The organism is Rhizomicrobium sp. (assembly GCA_037200385.1).
Lineage (GTDB): Bacteria > Pseudomonadota > Alphaproteobacteria > Micropepsales > Micropepsaceae > Rhizomicrobium.
Genome location: JBBCGL010000001.1, coordinates 1,451,083 through 1,467,064, shown reverse-complemented (window position 1 = coordinate 1,467,064; position 15,982 = coordinate 1,451,083). Strand labels below are relative to the sequence as shown.

Sequence of the window (15,982 nt, the reverse complement as noted above, 5' to 3'; positions counted from 1 at the left end):
TCGGCACAGGCGTTGATCGATTTTGATCGACAATATTGACATTGTGACTGGTTTTGAGAATGTAAGGTTGCGGCCGGAAAACCGGCGCATCGCACATGGGCGTATCGCGCCCATGAAAGACGGACAGGGGCGACGCAGATGGATCGGGTCTTCCGCGGTGCGGCGGCTTTCGCATTGATGACGCTCTGGGCGCTGCCGTCCGCCGCAGAACCTGCGACCGGTGGCGCGCTGCGCGAGGTCATCCCCTCCGCGATCTCGCCGCAGGCCCATGCGATCTTCGAGGCGCTGCTGCCCGGCGTCGCCGCGCGCCGCAAGCTGGTGAAAATCCCCAGGACACAGGCGGAGTTCGACGCGCGCAACGCGGCCATCGTCGCCGGTCCGGAATCGCAGGCGGACGCATTGCTGAAGGCGCGCGGCGCCGCCGCGACGACCCGGCATCTGGGCGGCGTCGGCGTGCTGGAGACCACCCCGCCGCAATATAAGGACGACGGCACGGTGCTGATCCGCGTCCATGGCGGCGGCTTCATCCAGGGCTCGGCGCGTTCCTCCATCGGCATGGACATCGACATGGCGATCGCCACCGGGCGCCGCGTGCTGTCGATCGACTATACGCTCGCGCCGCGCGGCAAATGGAACACCGTCACCGACCAGGTGATCGCGGTCTACAAGTCCGTGCTCGCCGAGGGCTACAAGGCACAGGACATCGGCATGTTCGGCGATTCCGCGGGCGGCAACATCGTGCCGGCCAGCGTGCTCAAGCTGCGCGACCAGGGCCTGCCGATGCCCGGCGCCGTCCTGCTGCTTTCGCCCTGCGTCGACTTCAACCTGAACGGCGACACCGAAACGACGCTCGCCGACGCCGATCCCGCGCTCGCGAACCGCGAAGACCTGATCAACGGGCTCAAGGCCTATGCCGATCCCACAGAATGGAAGAACCCCTATGTCTCGCCGATCTACGGCGATTTCACCAAAGGCTTCCCGCCGGTGCTGCTCCAGGTCGGCACGCGCGAGATCCTGCTGAGCGATTCCGTGCGCTTCTACCAGGCGGTCAAGGCGGCGGGCGGCGACGCACAGCTCGACATTTATGAAGGCATGACGCATGTCTTCCAGACCTACATGGCGAATACGCCGGAGGGCAAAGCCGCTTACGCCGAGATCGCCCGCTTCTGGTCGCATCATCTCGCTTCCCGCAAGCCATAGACGTCCATCGAATCCGCTCCCATCCGCACGAGGTCTTTCGCAATGAGAATGTTCGCAAAGGCGGCCCTGGCGACCGCCTTCCTCGCCATCGCCGCCGCGCTGCCGGCCGCCCGGGCGCAGGACGCCGCCGCGCCGCAGCCTTGGATGAACACCGCGCTGTCGCCCGATGCGCGCGCCGCTCTCGTGCTGGCCGCGATGACGCAGGACGAGAAGCTGCAACTGGTGAACGGCTATTTCGGCATCTCGCTGCCGGGCATGCCGCTGCCGCCCGGTGTCGCGGCCGCCGACCTGCCCAGCGTCTCCGGCTACATCGCGGGCATCCCGCGTCTCGGCATTCCCGCGATCAAGGAGAGCGACGCCGGCATCGGCATCGCCAACCAGCTGCATCTGCGCAAGGGCGACCAGGCGACGGCGCTGCCTTCCGGCCTGCTCACCGCCGCGACCTGGAATCCGGACATCGCCTTCGCCGCCGGCAGCGTGCTGGGCGAGGAGGCGCGCGACCGCGGCTACAATGTCGTGCTCGGCGGCGCGATGAACCTGGCGCGCGAGCCGCGCGGCGGCCGCACCTTCGAATATGCCGGCGAGGATCCGCTGCTGGCCGGCACGATCGTCGGCGAGGAAATCCGCGGCATCCAGGCGCAAGGCGTGATCACCACCGCCAAGCATTACGCGCTCAACGACCAGGAGACGGCCCGCACCGCGCTGAGCGCCAGGATCGACTGGGCCGCGGCGCGCGAATCCGATCTCCTCGCCTTCGAGATCGCGCTCGAGCACGGCCATCCCGGCGCGATCATGTGCTCCTACAACAAGATCAACGGCGTCTATGGCTGCGAGAATCCCTACATCCTGACCAAGGTGCTGAAGCAGGACTGGGGCTATCCCGGCTGGGTGATGTCCGACTGGGGCGCCGTGCACAGCACGGTCGCCTCGGCCAATGCCGGCCTCGACCAGGAATCGGCGTGGATCGCCGACGGCCAGGATTTCTTCGGTGCGCCGCTCGGCAAAGCGCTCGCCGACGGACAAATTCCGCAGGCGCGGCTCGACGACATGGCGCGCCGCATCGTGCGCAGCCTGTTCGCCGCCGGGCTCGTCGACCATCCGCTGACCGTCAAGCCGACCGATCTCAAAGCCCATGCGGTCACCGTGCAGGACGATGCGGAGCAGGGCATCGTCCTGCTGAAGAATGACGGCGTGTTGCCGCTCCCCGGCCGCGCCAAGCGCATTGCCGTGATCGGCGGCTATGCGGATCGCGGCGTGCTGTCCGGTGGCGGCTCCTCGCAGGTCGTTCCGGTCGGCAACACGCCGGATTCCGAAGTGCCGTTGAGCGGTCGCATCCTGCAATTCCCCGGCCTCGGCCTGATCCGCATGCCGGCGATCATGCTGAGCCCGCCGTCGCCGCTGGCGCGGATCGCCGCTCTGGCGCCGCAAGCCCGCGTCCGTTACGAGCAGGGCGACGACATTGCCAAGGCCGTGGCGCTCGCCCGTAACTCGGACGTCGTCGTCGTGTTCGCCGTCCAGTGGATGACGGAGGGCGAAGACGTGCGCGACCTGTCGCTGCACGAGCATCAGGACGAACTCATCGCGGCGCTCGCCGCGGCCAATCCTCACGTCGTGGTCGTGCTGGAGACGGGTGGTCCCGTGCTGATGCCGTGGCTGTCGTCGGTCTCCGCCGTGGTCGAGACCTGGTATGCCGGCAACAGCGGCAGCGCCGCCATCGCCAATGTGCTCTTCGGCAAGGTCGACCCGGCTGGGCGTCTGCCGATCACCTTCCCGGCGAGCGAGGATCAGTTGCCGCGGCCGCAGATCCCCGGCGCCGGCATCGTCTCCGACCCGTTCCAGCCCAGCAAGCCGCCGGCCGGCCTCGAAGTGGACTACCGCGAGGGCGCGAATGTCGGCTATCGCTGGTTCGCGCAGCAGAACCAGAAGCCGCTCTTTCCCTTCGGCTTCGGCCTCTCCTATACGAGCTTTGCGCTGCGCGATCTGTCGGTTTCCGGCGGCGCCGTCCTGACGGTCCACTTCACCATCGCCAATACCGGCAAGCGCGCCGGCTGGCAGACCGCGCAAGTCTATGCGACACCGCCTGCCTCGGGCGCCGTCGCCCGGCTTGTGGGATGGACCAAGGTGATGCTCAAGCCCGGCGAGAAACGCGACGTGTCGGTCACCGCCGATCTGCGGACTATCGCGGCGTTCGACGACGCGGCCGATCTGTGGCGGATCGCGGGCGGCGGCTACCGCGTCGCGGTCGGCACCTCGTCCGCCGATCTCGCGCTTGTGGGAACCGCCACGCTCGACGCCGCGACGCTGAAGCCCTGATGGCCGGTGGCGCGCCCGGCGTGAAAGCCCCTTCGCCATCCGCCGCCGGCACCGCGATGGTCCCGCTGGTGGTCGGCCTGTTCTTCGTCTGGGGCTTCATCACCGTCCTGAACGATCCGCTGGTGGCGAAGCTCAAGGGGCTGTTCGCGCTCGATTACACCGAGGCGATGCTGACCCAGTTCGCGTTCTTCCTGGGCTATTTCGTTTTCTCCGTACCGGCGGGGTTCGTGCTGAACCGCTTCGGCTATGTCCGCAGCATCGCGCTCGGCCTGGCGATCATGGCGATCGGATGCCTCGGCTTCGCGCCGGCGGCGATGAGCGGCTTCTTCGGCGGTTTCCTGGTGGCGCTGTTCTGCGTCGCGGCGGGGATCACGCTGCTGCAGGTCGCGGCCAATCCCTTCATCGCCGCGCTCGGCTCGAGCGCGACGGCGCCCAGCCGCCTGACGCTCGCCCAGGCCTTCAATTCGCTCGGCACCTTCATCGGTCCGTTCGTCGGGGCGCTGTTCCTGCTGCAGAACGGCGTCGGGGCACCGGCCGCCGGCGCCTCGCCTGCGGCGCGCATCGCGGAGGCCGAGCTGGTGCAGCGGCCCTTCCTCGCCATCGCCGGTGTCCTCTTGCTGCTCGCCATCGTCTTCTGGCTGCGGCGCGGCGCGCCGGTGCCGCCGACCGATTCCCAGGACATCAACCCGTTCAGCCGCCGCTTGCTGGGCCGTCCGCGCCTGATGCTCGGCGTGCTCTCGATCTTCCTCTATGTCGGCGCGGAGGTGTCGATCGGCAGCGGCCTGATCAACTATCTGTTGCAGCCGACGGTGATCGGCGGCCAGGCCGCCTCGCTCGGCGCCGCGGCCGCGCGCGGTCTGCATGCGCTGTTCGGCGGACGTTACGCCTTCAACGTGGCCCAGATCGCCGGCGTCATGGTCAGCCTCTATTGGGGCCTCGCCATGCTGGGCCGCTTCGCGGGATCGGCCGTGCTGGCGCGCGTCTCCCCCGGCAAGGTTCTGGCCGGCAACGCGCTCGCAGCCATTGCGCTGGCACTGCTCTCCGCGATGACCGGCGGCGCGGTCGCGGCCGGCAGCATCCTCGCCATCGGCCTCGCCAATTCGATCATGTTCCCGACGATCTTCGCGCTCGCGCTGGACGGGCTGGAGGAGGAGACCGCCAACGGTTCGGCGCTCCTTTGCATGGCGATTGTTGGCGGCGCGATCGTGCCACTGGCATATGGCGCCATGGCCGACCGCTTCGGCCTTTCGCTCGCGTTGCTGGTCCCTGTCGCGTGCTACGCCCTGATCGCCGGCTATGGCGCGTTCGCGGCCCGAACCTCCGTCAGCGAGTAATTGTCATATTTGATCATAAATGATCATTTATATTGACAAATAGATCGATTGTGAGAGCATGCGCACGGCACTTGCATCGCATGCAGCGTGCTTCCCGTGCGACTGGCGGCCCGCGCAAGCTGGGCCGCCTTTTTTTGCGGCGGCGCGACGCTCAATTGTCCTCGGCGATCAGGACCTTCACATTCGCCTTTTCGAGCATCTTGACGTGCTTGTCGGAGATCGCGCTGTCGGTGATCAGGATGTCGATGTCCGACAGGCCGCACACCGCATGGCCGGTCGGCGCGTCGAACTTGCTGCTGTCGATCAGCGCCACGACCTCGTCGGCGCGGTCGAGCAGCCGGCGCTCGACCTGCACCAGCAGCACATCGGTCTGCATCAGGCCGTGCGTCCCGATCGCCGCCGCGCTGAGGAACAGCTTGGAGGCGTGGAAACGCTCCATGCCGTCATCCTCGATCGGCGACAGGATGATGTTCTGTTCGCGGAACAGCGTGCCCGCCGGCACCGAGACCTGCGTCCCGCTCTGCGACAGCAGCGCGCTCACGATATGCAGCGAATTGGTCAGCACCTGCAGCCCCAGCGGCTCCAGCAGGTGGCACATCTGCAGCGTGGTCGAGCCCCCGTCGATGATCACCGACTCGCCCGGCCGGCACAGCGCCGCCGCGGCGCGGCCGATGGCTTCCTTCTGCTTGCGGTTCTTGCCGATATTCTCCTGGAACGGCACGCCGGCGAGACCCGGCCGGATCGAGCGGTCGCTGCCGATCAGCCGCGCCCCGCCGCGCAGGCGGGTGATCTTGCCGTCCTTCTCGAGCCGGTGGAGATCGCGCCGCAAGGTGGCGGGCGAGCCCTGGATCCGGCGGTCGAGCTCTTCGAAGCGGATGAAGCCGCGCTGGCGCAGAAGCTCGAGGATCAATTGTTCGCGTTCGGCTGCGTGCATGGGGGACTCAGGGTAAATGCCGGAAGGATTCGATAGCATTCAAGCATAACCGATCACGACGCAAGGCCGATAGACGGCGCAGCGGCTCAGACGATGCCGGCCGCGGTCCCGGCAGGCTTGCGTTCCTGCGCCTTGCGGGCGCGCCAGCCGCTCGCCCGATAGGCGTCGAGCGGATCGATCGCGCCGCCGGCTTCCAGCCGGACCATCGCCACCAGCGGCGAGACGTCGGTGGCATAGGCCCGGCGCAGCGCCTGGAACGCCATCATCACATCGTTCGAGTCCTGCGCGGCGTGCAGCGCCTCGCGGTCGACCAGAAGCGCCTTGGCATAGGCCGAGGCGATGGCGTCGGCGGAGGACAGCAGGCTCTCGATCGGATCGGTGACGTTGTGCGACTGGTCGATCATATAGGCCGGCGCGAAATCGCCGCGCGACCGCGCCTCGGCCTCCACGAGCTCGTTGAACACCAGGAAGAGCTGGTGCGGATTGATCGAGCCGCTGTCGAGGTCGTCGTCGCCGTATTTGCTGTCGTTGAAGTGGAAGCCGCCGAGCTTCCCCGCGCGGTCCAGCCGCGCCACGATCTGCTCGATGTTCACGTTCGGCGCGTGATGGCCCAGATCCACCAGGCAGCGCGCCTTGGGCCCAAGCTGCTGCGCCGCCAGCAGCGACGAGCCCCAGTCCGATATCACCGTCGAATAGAAGGCCGGCTCGTAGAGCTTGTGCTCCAGCAGCATCTGCCAGCCCTCGGGCAGTGCGGCATGGATCTGCGCTGCGGAGTCGATATAGCGGTCGAAGGCGCGGTTGAAATCCTGCTGCCCGGGGAAATTCGAGCCGTCGCCGATCCAGACGGTCAGCGCGCGCGAGCCCAGCGCCTTGCCGGCTTCGATGCAGTCGATGTTATGTGCCACGGCCTGCGCCCGCGCCCCCGCGTCGGTCGAGGCGAGGCTGCCGCTGCGATAGGAATGCGCTTGGCCCGGCTGGTCCTGGAAGGTGTTGGAGTTGACCGCATCGAAGCCGAGGCCGAGCGCGTCGGCCTCCGCGCGCAGCGCGCCATAGTCGCTCACCTTGTCCCACGGAAAATGCGGCGAGACCCGCGGCGTCATCCGGCAAAGCTGCTGCACCACGGCGCAGTCTTCCAGCTTCTCGTGGATGTTGGTCGGCTCGCCGGGGATCGGAAACTTGGCGAAGCGCGTGCCGCCGACGCCGCTCCCCCAGCTTGGCGTCGCCACCGAGAAGCGGCTCAGCCTGGTCTTGATCGCGCCGAGGTCGACGCCGCGCCGTCCCAGCGTGCGGCCGAGGCTGCCGTAATCGTCTTCGAGCGCGCTGCGCCGCGCCGCATTGCGGCCGGCGATCTGGTCGGAGGACAGCGGCAGGGCCATGCGGCGAGTGTCTCCGATCAGCGCGGGAATGCCAACGGATTGCCGGCATCGACATTGATGATGTTGCCGGTCGATTTCGCCGAAGCGTCGCTGGCGAAGAAATACACCGCCTCCGCGACGTCGGCCGGCAGGACATGGCGCTTCAGCATCGAGCGGTCGCGATAGAAATCTTCCAGCTCCTCGCCCTCGTCGATGCCATAGGCGCCGGCCCGCTGCTTGCGCCAGTCGCCGCTCCAGATGCGCGAGCCCTTGATCACCGCATCGGGATTGACGACGTTGACCCGGATGCCGCTCTCGGCGCCCTCCAGCGCCAGGCAGCGCGCCAGGTGCAGCGCCGCGGCCTTCGCCGAGGCATAGGCCGACGCGTTCGGCGTCGCCGCCAGCGCGTTCTTCGAGCCGATGAAGACGATCGAGCCGCCGCGCTGCAGCTTCATCAGCGCGAAGGCGCCGCGCGCGGTGAGGAAATAGCCCTGCGCCAGCACGTCGTAATTGCGGTTCCACATCTCGACCGTGGTCTCCCCGATCGGCGCGGAGGTCGCGATCCCGGCATTGGCCACCACGATGTCGACGCCGCCGAACGCCAGCGCGCAGGACGCGAAGGCGGCCTCGAGCTGCTCCTCGCGCGTGACGTCGCAGACCGCGCTGCGCACGACGTCCTTGCCGAAGCTCTTCTTCAGCCGAGTCTCGACCTCCGTCAGCGCCTCGGCCTCGCGGTCGAGCAGCATCACGCAGCAGCCTTCGGCGAGGAACCGCTCCGCCGTCGCCGCGCCGATGCCGCCGGCCGAGCCGGTGATCAGCGCGACGCGGCCCGCCAGCGCCTTGGGCTTGGGCATGCGCTGCAGCTTGAGGTCTTCGAGGATCCAGTACTCGATGCCATAGGCCTCCTTCTCGGGCAGGCCGAGATAGGTGCCGATGGTCTCCGCCCCGCGCATCACGTTGATCGCGTTGGTGTAGAACTCCGCCGCCAGCCGTGCCGTCGTCTTGTCGGCGCCGAAGCTCATGCAGCCGACGCCCGGCAGCAGCACCACGGCCGGGTTGGGATCGCGCATCTTGGGATCGCCGTCGACCGCGCAGCGCCCGTAATAGGCGGCATAGCCCTGACGGTATTCCTCCAGCGCCGCGGTCAGATAAGCGGCGTCGTCGATCCGCGCCGGATCGAGCGCCAGCGGCGCGATCTTGGTGCGCAGGAAGTGGTCGGGACAAGAGGTACCGATCGGCGCGAGCTTCGCGAAGTTCCGGCTGCCGACGAATTCCAGCACTTCCGGCGCGTCCGAAAAATGCCCGACCCGATGGCGCTCGCCCGGCATCAGGCCGCGCAGCACCGGCATCAGCTTGGCGGCGATCGCGCGCCGCTTGGCCTGGGGCACGGCCGACACGAGCGGGCCGCCGAAGGCCGGTCCCTGTGCCAGGCGCGCGTTCAGGAAATGCGCGACATCGCCGATCAGGCCGATCGTGTTCTCGTAGCATGCCTTCGCGGTGTGGCCCCAGCAGATCAGGCCGTGATTGGCGAGCACTGCGCCGCGGGCCTCCGGGTGGCGCGCCGCGAAATCGCGGATCTTCAGGCCCAGATCGAAGCCCGGCCGCTGCCAGCCGATCCAGCCGACCTTGCCGCCCCAGATCTTGCGCGTGATCGCTTCGCCTTCCGACGACGCGGCGAGCGCCGTCACGGAATCGGGATGCACGTGGTCGACATGCGCGAAGGGCAGATAGGCATGCAGCGGCGTGTCGATGGAGGCCGCCCGCGGATTGAGGTTGAAGGTGCAATGCGGCAGGTAGCCGACCATCGCGTCTTCCTGCGCCAGGCCGCCATAGATCGTCTCGAGGCCCAGCAGCTTGTCGAGATAGAGCGACGCCAAGCCCTCGCGCGTCATCGTGCCGATGTCGCCGCCCGAGCCTTTGACCCACAGCACCTTGACCGGCTGGCCGGTGAGCGGATCGGTCTCGGTGGATTTCGCCGAGGTGTTGCCGCCGCCGTAATTGGTGACGGTCAAGTCGGCGCCCAGGAGATGCGAGCGATAGAGCAGCAGGTCCACTTCGGATTTGCCGGCCGCGTCCGCATCGACCCAGCGCAGCGCCGGCACCGCAAAGGGCAGGGCCGCGACCGCAATTGACGCATTGTCCATGCGCGTTTTCTCCGCTGAATAACTAATTGCTCGCATTTTATCGCGGCCTATGTCCTAATACAATCAAGATCGATAGAAATCGATCAAAATACATCGTCGGAGGAAGTGCGTGGCGGGCGGATCCATCGCCGTCCTGGATGTCGGCAAGACCCTGTCCAAGTTGACGCTGTGGAAGGCCGATGGCGCGCTGATCGAGCGGCGCACCCGGCGCAACGAGCGCGTCATCCACCAGGGCTGGGCGGTGCTCGACACGACGGGGATCGAGAATTGGCTCGCCGATACGCTGCGCGATTTCGCCGGGCTCTCGGAGATCGCGGCGATCGTCCCCGTCGGGCACGGTGCGGCTGTGGCGCTGCTGCGCGACGGCCGCCTGGTCGCGCCGCCGCTCGACTACGAACAGCCTCTGCCCGAAGGCGATTACGATTCGCAGCGCGATGGTTTCGGCGCGACGGGGTCGCCGCCGCTGCCGGGCGGACTTAATATAGGGGCGCAGCTCCATGCGCTCGAAGCCCACGATCCCAGCCTTCTCAAAGGCGCGACAATCCTACCCTGGGCGCAATATTGGGCCTGGCTACTTTGCGGGATCGCCGCGTCCGAGGTGACCAGCCTGGGCTGCCATAGCGATCTCTGGCGCCCGCTCGCGAATGCGCCGTCTGCGCTGGCGGTGCGGCGCGGCTGGGCGGCACGCCTGGCGCCGCTGCGGCCGGCGAGCGATGTGCTGGGGACGCTCACGCCGGCCTGGGCGGCGCGCACCGGTCTTCCCGCAAGCGTCCGCGTCTATTGCGGTCTGCACGATTCCAACGCGGCGCTGCTGGCGGCGCGCGGCTTCGCGGAGATCGCGGAGCGCGAGGCGACGGTCCTGTCGACCGGCACCTGGTTCGTGGCGATGCGCTCGCCGGCCCGCGATGCCGCCGTCATGCCGCTGCCCGCGGCGCGCGATTGCCTCATCAATGTCGATGTGCGCGGCAGGCCGATTCCCTCCGCCCGCTGGATGGGCGGCCGCGAGGCCGAGATCCTGATGGGCATCGACACGCGGGACGGCGACCTGGCCGCCGGCCGCGGCATCGACGCGCTGCCGCGCGTGCTGGCCGAGGGGCACATGCTGCTGCCCGGCTTCGCGCCCGGCACCGGGCCCTTCCCTGCGGGCGAAGGCCGCTGGCTGGATGGCGAGCCGGCCGATCCCGCGCTGCGCCGTGCCGCCGTGCATCTTTATCTCGCGCTGATGACCGACGTCTCGCTCGGTTTGATCGGCACGCGCGAGCGCCTGCTGGTCGAGGGACGTTTCGCGGAAGCCGGGTTGTTCGTCCGGGCGCTTGCCGCGCTGCGTCCCGATCTTTCGATCTACGCAGCCAATTCGCACAACGACGTATCCTATGGCGCGCGGCGTCTGCTGCAGCCGGACCTGGCGCCGCTCTCGGCGCTGACACGGGTGGCGCCGCTCGATCACGATCTCGTGGAATATAGGGCGCGTTGGAGCCGCGAAGCCGAGCGGGCAGGGCGGACAGCGTGACGCCGGCTTCGGTCTCCGATTATCGCGAAAGCGCGCGGCGCCGGCTGCCGCCTTTCCTCTTCGAGTATATCGACGGCGGCGCCTATGCGGAGCAGACGCTGCGCCGGAACGTCGACGATCTCGCCGCGGTCGCGTTGCGCCAGCGCGTGCTGTGCGACGTGTCGCGGATCGACCTCTCCGCCAGCTTGTTCGGCCAGGACGTCGCCATGCCGGTGGGGCTCGGTCCGATCGGCCTCGCCGGGATGAATGCGCGCCGCGGCGAAGTGCAGGCGGCACGGGCCGCGCAAGCGGCGCAGGTCCCGTTCTGCCTCTCGACCGTCTCGGCCTGTTCGCTGGAAGAAGTCGCCGGCGGCACCACGTCGCCGTTCTGGTTCCAGCTCTACATGATCCGCGACCGCGCCTTCATGGGCGACCTGCTGGCGCGCGCGAAAGCGCTGGGCTGCAGCGCATTGGTCTTCACCGTCGACATGCCGGTGCCCGGCACGCGCTATCGCGACCTGCGCTCGGGCCTGGCCGGAGCGCCCGGCCTGCGCGGCGCCGCGCGGCGCTTCTTGCAGGCGATGCGCCGTCCCGCCTGGGCCTGGGATGTCGGACTGCGCGGCGGGCCGCACAGTCTCGGCAATGTCGCTTCGGTGCTCGGCCGCAACAGCGGGCTGGAGGATTTCTTCGCCTGGATGCGCGCCAATTTCGATCCCAGCGTCACCTGGCGCGACATGGAATGGGTGCGCGACACCTGGCGCGGCCCGTTGATCGTCAAGGGTATCCTCGATGCCGAAGACGCGAAGCAGGCCGCCGCGCTCGGCGCCGACGGCATCGTCGTGTCCAACCATGGCGGCCGCCAACTCGATGGCGTGCCCTCGACGGCGCGGGCGCTGCCGTCGATCGCGGAGGCGGTGGGCGATCGCCTGACCGTGCTCGCCGATGGCGGCGTGCGCTCCGGCCTGGACGTCGTGAAGCTTCTTGCGCTGGGTGCGGACGGCGTATTGCTCGGCCGCGCCTGGGCCTATGCGCTCGCGGGCGCGGGCGGCGCCGGCGTCGCGCATGTGCTGCGCCTCATCGAGGCCGAGATGCGCGTCGCCATGGCGCTGACCGGCACAACCGACATCGCCGCGCTCGATCGCGGCATCCTGGTCGAAACCGATTCGAAAGCAGGTCGTCGATGAACGCCAATCCCTTGCTGGGCGTGTTCTTCCATTGGCTGGGCGGGCTGTCCTCCGCCAGCTTCTACGTCCCCTACAAGCGCGTGCGCCGCTGGTCGTGGGAGATATTCTGGCTCACGGGCGGCATCTTCAGCTGGCTGCTCGCGCCCTGGATCTTCGCCGGCCTGCGGACCAACGATCTGCTCGGCGTGCTGTCCGCGTCGCCGCGCTCGGCGCTGGAATGGTGCTATTTCTGGGGCGCGATGTGGGGCTTCGGCGGCCTCACCTTCGGCCTCACGATGCGCTATCTCGGGATGTCTCTGGGCATGGCCGTCGCGCTCGGCCTCACCACCGTCATCGGCACGATGGGCCCGCCGATCTTCCACGGCACGCTGGGCGCCCTCGCCGCGACCTCCAGCGGTCGTATGACCTTCGCCGGCATTGCGGTCGCGATCCTCGGCATCCTGATCGTCGCGCAGGCCGGCCGCGCCCGCGAGCGCGAGCTGACCGGCGCGCAGAGCCGCGCCGCCATCGCCGAGTTCAGCCTGCGCAAGGGCATCCTGGTCGCGATCTTCTCCGGCGTGATGTCGAGTTGCTTCGCCTTCGGGCTCGATGCGGGTGCGCCGATCCGCACGCTCACCCTGGCTGCCGGCACCGATGTGCTGAGCCAGGGCTTGCCGGTGCTGTGCGTGGTGCTGGCCGGCGGCTTCACGACGAATTTCCTGTGGTGCCTCGTGCTGATCCTGCGCAACGGCTCGGCCGGCGAGCTTGTCGGCCGCAGCGGTCCCGCGCCGGACGCCGACGGCGCGCCGCCGCCGCTGCTCGCCAATTACCTGCTCTGCGCCCTGGGCGGCACGCTGTGGTACTTCCAGTTCTTCTTCTACACGATGGGCGAGAGCCAGATGGGCCGCTTCAGCTTCTCGAGCTGGACGCTGCACATGGCGAGCATCATCCTGTTCAGCACGCTCTGGGGCTTCGCCCTGCGCGAATGGGCGGGCACCAGCGTCCGCACCCGCAGCCTGGCTTGGGGCGGGATCGCGACGCTGGTCGGCGCGACCGTCGTGATCGGCGTCGGAAACTATCTTGCCGCGCATGGCTAGCGTTTCGCGACCACATTCTCAGATTTGATCAGTATTGATCATATTGCTTCGCCGTGCCTATAGTCCGCCACGCCGTTAGAGGAGGTTGCGTGCTGAAAATCGTCTCTTGCGGGATCGCGGCGCTCCTGGCGCTGGCGGGCGGCGCCTTCGCGGCGCCGAATTCCACCGCGCCCCTGGTCGCACTCGACGGCGGCAAGATCGCCGGCGAGACCGCCGACGGCATCGCGATCTTCCGCGGCATCCCCTATGCCGCGCCGCCGGTCGGCGCGCTGCGCTGGCGCCAGCCGGCGCGTCCCGCATCGTGGAGCGGCGTGCGCGATGCGAGCAAGTTCGGCCCGTCCTGTCCGCAGGCCGCCCCGGGCGACAAGAGCAACATCCTCACCTACGGGGGCGCGCCGGAACCGACCAGTGAAGACTGCCTGACGCTCAACGTCTGGGCGCCCGCCCATGTCGCCAAACGCGCGCCGGTGATGGTGTGGATCCATGGCGGATCGGGAAAGATCGGCGCCGGCTCGCTGCCCTATTACGATGGCGCTTCCTTCGCACGCGACGGCGTCGTGCTGGTCACGATCAACTATCGTCTCGGCAATCTCGGCGGCTTCGCCTATCCCGGGCTCGTGGCGGACGCCGCGAAGCATGGCGAGCATGTCGGCAGCTACGCGATGCTGGACCAGGTCGCGGCGCTCGAATGGGTCAAGCGCAACATCGCGGCTTTCGGCGGCGATCCGGGCAATGTCACGATCTTCGGCGAATCCTCCGGCGGCATCAGTGTGTTCGCCATGCTCACCTCGCCGATAAGCTGGGGCCTGTTCCACAAGGCGATCGTCGAGTCCGGCGGCGGCTGGTTCGGCCCGCCCGCCAAGCCCGAAGACACCGAGAAGCGCGGCAAGGAGATCGCCGCTGCGGCGGGCGCGCCGCCCGGCGCGACGCTCGACAAGCTGCGCGCGCTTCCGGCCGCAGCCTTCACGCGTGTCGCCGGCGACGTCGCGGCGGAGCCCGATCCTGCCCTCGTTCCCTCGGGCATCACGGTCGCGATCGCGGCGGGCCGCGTCGCGCCGGTGCCGCTGATGATCGGGATCAACGACGGCGAGGATTCCCTGATCGATCGCGGCATCGCCAAGGCGGTCGCCGGTGTCGACGACGATACGCTCGCCAAGCTGCGCGATCTCTACGGCGCCAAGCTCGACCGCGAGACGGCGGCGCGGCTCCAGTTCCGCGACATGCTCGCGACGGCGCCGGCCCGCTGGGTCGCGGCGCACTGGCCGACCTCGGCCTATCTCTACCGCTTCGAGCACGTGACCGAATCCTACCGGCCGACGCGGGCGCGCGCCCACCACGGTGCGGAGATCTTTTACGTGTTCAAGACGCTCGGCCGCGAGCCGGACGAAGTCTCGCGCCCGACGCCGGGCGATACGCAATTGGCGGACCAGATGCATGCCCGCTGGGTCGCCTTCGCGCGCTCCGGTGCGCCGAACACGGCCGGCGCCGCGCCTTGGCCCACCTATAGCGCCGCGGACGACCGCTGGATGGTCTTCGGCCAGGACCGCACGACGGTGCAGGCCGGCGTGATGAAGAAACAGCTCGACTATTACGAGGGCAAGATCGGCTGGCTGATCTTCTACCTCCGCGCGGCGGACACCGTCGCGCGGTTCTTCGCCTGGCTTTAGCGGCAAGCGTCAAGACAAACCTAGGGAGTGACAGCGTGATGCGTTCCAGCAAGCGGATGTTCCTCGGCCTCGCGGCCGGCATGGCGGTTCTGGCGGGCGCGGCATCGGCGGCCGATCCGCAGCTGCCGGCGACCGGTTTCCGGACCTTCATTCCCGATTCCGTTTCCCCGCAGGCGCGCGCCATCCTGGAGAAATTCGCGCCTGGCGCCGCCGCGGCCATGGCGAACTTTCCTTCTCTCAAGACCGATGCCGACCTCATCGCGCTGCACGACCAGATGGAAGCGGCCGGCCTGCCGCGCGCCGCGGCCGAGGTGAAGGCGCTCGGCGTCTCGTCCGTCTATTCGCAGCTCGGCGGCGTCGGCGTGCTGACGACCGAGCCGCCGAACTATGTCGACGACGGCACGATCCTCATCCGCGTCCATGGCGGCGGCTGGATCCTCGGCTCGGCGCGCTCCACGGCAGGGGCCGACGCCGCGATGGCGATCCAGACCGGGCGGCGCATCGTCTCGGTCGACTACACCACCGCGCCGCGGGGCCGCTGGCCGCTCGTCACCGACCAGGTCGTCGCGGTCTACAAGGCTGTGCTCGCCAAGGGCTACAAGCCGCAGAACATCGGCATCTTCGGCGAGTCGGCCGGCGCCAATATCGTTCCGGGCAGCATGCTCAAGGCGCGCGACCAGGGCCTGCCCATGCCGGGCGCGATGCTGCTGATGTCGCCTTGCGCCGATCTGCATCTGGACGGCGACACCGAGACGACGCTGCGGCTCGCCGATCCGGTGCTCGATATCGGCCCGATCTGGCCGGGCCTCAAGGCTTACGCCCCGCCGGAAGACTGGAACAATCCCTATGTCTCGCCGGTCTATGGCGATTTCTCGAAAGGCTTCCCGCCGGTGCTGATCCAGGTCGGCACCAAGGAGCTGCTGCTGAGCGATTCCGTTCGTCTCTATCAGGCGGTCAAGGCGGGCGGCGTGCCGGCGATCCTCGATGTCTATGAAGGCATGCCGCATGTCTTTCAGGGCTACATGGCCGGAACGCCCGAGCAGAAGGCGGCCTATGCGGAAATCCGGCGCTTCTGGAAAGCCCATCTCATAGCCGCCAAACCCTGACATGGCCGACGGCGCGGCGGGTTCGTCGCCGCGCCGGGGTGGCGCGAAAGTCACACGGGCTATCGATTATGATTGAAGATGGTTGGAAACTTGACAATTTTGTCGATTTTGCGAAAGTGTGCGCAATAACAAGCAAACGCGCGCATCCGGTTCATCCGGGGCGAGGAAACGAAGGGGAGG

At 68.3% G+C, this 15,982-nt stretch carries 11 protein-coding genes; 8 read left to right on the top strand and 3 right to left on the bottom strand.

The features are described from left to right. Nucleotides 1–138: 138 nt before the first annotated feature. Genes WDM91_06965 through WDM91_06955 form a run of 3 tightly spaced genes read left to right on the top strand, consistent with a single transcriptional unit; the run spans nucleotide 139 to nucleotide 4,847 of the window. Complete coding sequence (locus WDM91_06965) at nucleotides 139–1,200, top strand: alpha/beta hydrolase (protein MEI9994316.1); 1,062 nt, start codon at nucleotides 139–141, stop codon at nucleotides 1,198–1,200. A gap of 42 nt (nucleotides 1,201–1,242) precedes the next feature. Then, the gene (locus WDM91_06960; protein ID MEI9994315.1) at nucleotides 1,243–3,513 is read left to right on the top strand and encodes a glycoside hydrolase family 3 C-terminal domain-containing protein; all 2,271 of its coding nucleotides are present in this window, start codon (nucleotides 1,243–1,245) and stop codon (nucleotides 3,511–3,513) included. Continuing rightward, a complete protein-coding gene (locus tag WDM91_06955) occupies nucleotides 3,513–4,847 on the top strand; it encodes a sugar MFS transporter (GenBank protein MEI9994314.1) in 1,335 nt (444 codons plus the stop codon). Before WDM91_06960 ends, WDM91_06955 begins: the two co-directional genes overlap by 1 nt. A gap of 151 nt (nucleotides 4,848–4,998) precedes the next feature. Here the strand turns inward: WDM91_06955 and WDM91_06950 are convergent, their stop codons facing one another. The 3 genes from WDM91_06950 to WDM91_06940 form a co-directional block, all read right to left on the bottom strand. Further along, nucleotides 4,999–5,781, bottom strand: coding sequence for a DeoR/GlpR family DNA-binding transcription regulator (locus WDM91_06950; protein ID MEI9994313.1), 783 nt, complete (start codon nucleotides 5,779–5,781; stop codon nucleotides 4,999–5,001). An 86-nt stretch (nucleotides 5,782–5,867) separates the two neighbouring features. Next, nucleotides 5,868–7,157: an L-rhamnose catabolism isomerase gene (gene rhaI / locus WDM91_06945; protein ID MEI9994312.1), complete on the bottom strand. Its 1,290-nt coding sequence runs from the start codon at nucleotides 7,155–7,157 to the stop codon at nucleotides 5,868–5,870. A gap of 17 nt (nucleotides 7,158–7,174) precedes the next feature. After that, a complete protein-coding gene (locus tag WDM91_06940; protein MEI9994311.1) occupies nucleotides 7,175–9,280 on the bottom strand; it encodes a bifunctional rhamnulose-1-phosphate aldolase/short-chain dehydrogenase in 2,106 nt (701 codons plus the stop codon). A gap of 109 nt (nucleotides 9,281–9,389) precedes the next feature. Between WDM91_06940 and WDM91_06935 the strand changes: the two genes are divergently transcribed. From WDM91_06935 to WDM91_06915, 5 genes are all read left to right on the top strand, one after another. Next, a complete protein-coding gene (locus WDM91_06935; protein ID MEI9994310.1) occupies nucleotides 9,390–10,790 on the top strand; it encodes a hypothetical protein in 1,401 nt (466 codons plus the stop codon). After that, nucleotides 10,787–11,953, top strand: a complete 1,167-nt coding sequence (lldD, locus tag WDM91_06930) for an FMN-dependent L-lactate dehydrogenase LldD (protein MEI9994309.1) — start codon at nucleotides 10,787–10,789, stop codon at nucleotides 11,951–11,953. Before WDM91_06935 ends, lldD begins: the two co-directional genes overlap by 4 nt. Continuing rightward, nucleotides 11,950–13,029, top strand: a complete 1,080-nt coding sequence (gene rhaT / locus WDM91_06925; GenBank protein MEI9994308.1) for an L-rhamnose/proton symporter RhaT — start codon at nucleotides 11,950–11,952, stop codon at nucleotides 13,027–13,029. Before lldD ends, rhaT begins: the two co-directional genes overlap by 4 nt. A gap of 89 nt (nucleotides 13,030–13,118) precedes the next feature. Then, a complete protein-coding gene (locus WDM91_06920; protein ID MEI9994307.1) occupies nucleotides 13,119–14,696 on the top strand; it encodes a carboxylesterase family protein in 1,578 nt (525 codons plus the stop codon). Nucleotides 14,697–14,734: 38 nt separating this feature from the next. Further along, entirely contained in the window at nucleotides 14,735–15,802 is a 1,068-nt protein-coding gene (locus WDM91_06915; GenBank protein MEI9994306.1) for an alpha/beta hydrolase, read from the top strand. Nucleotides 15,803–15,982 lie beyond the last annotated feature (180 nt).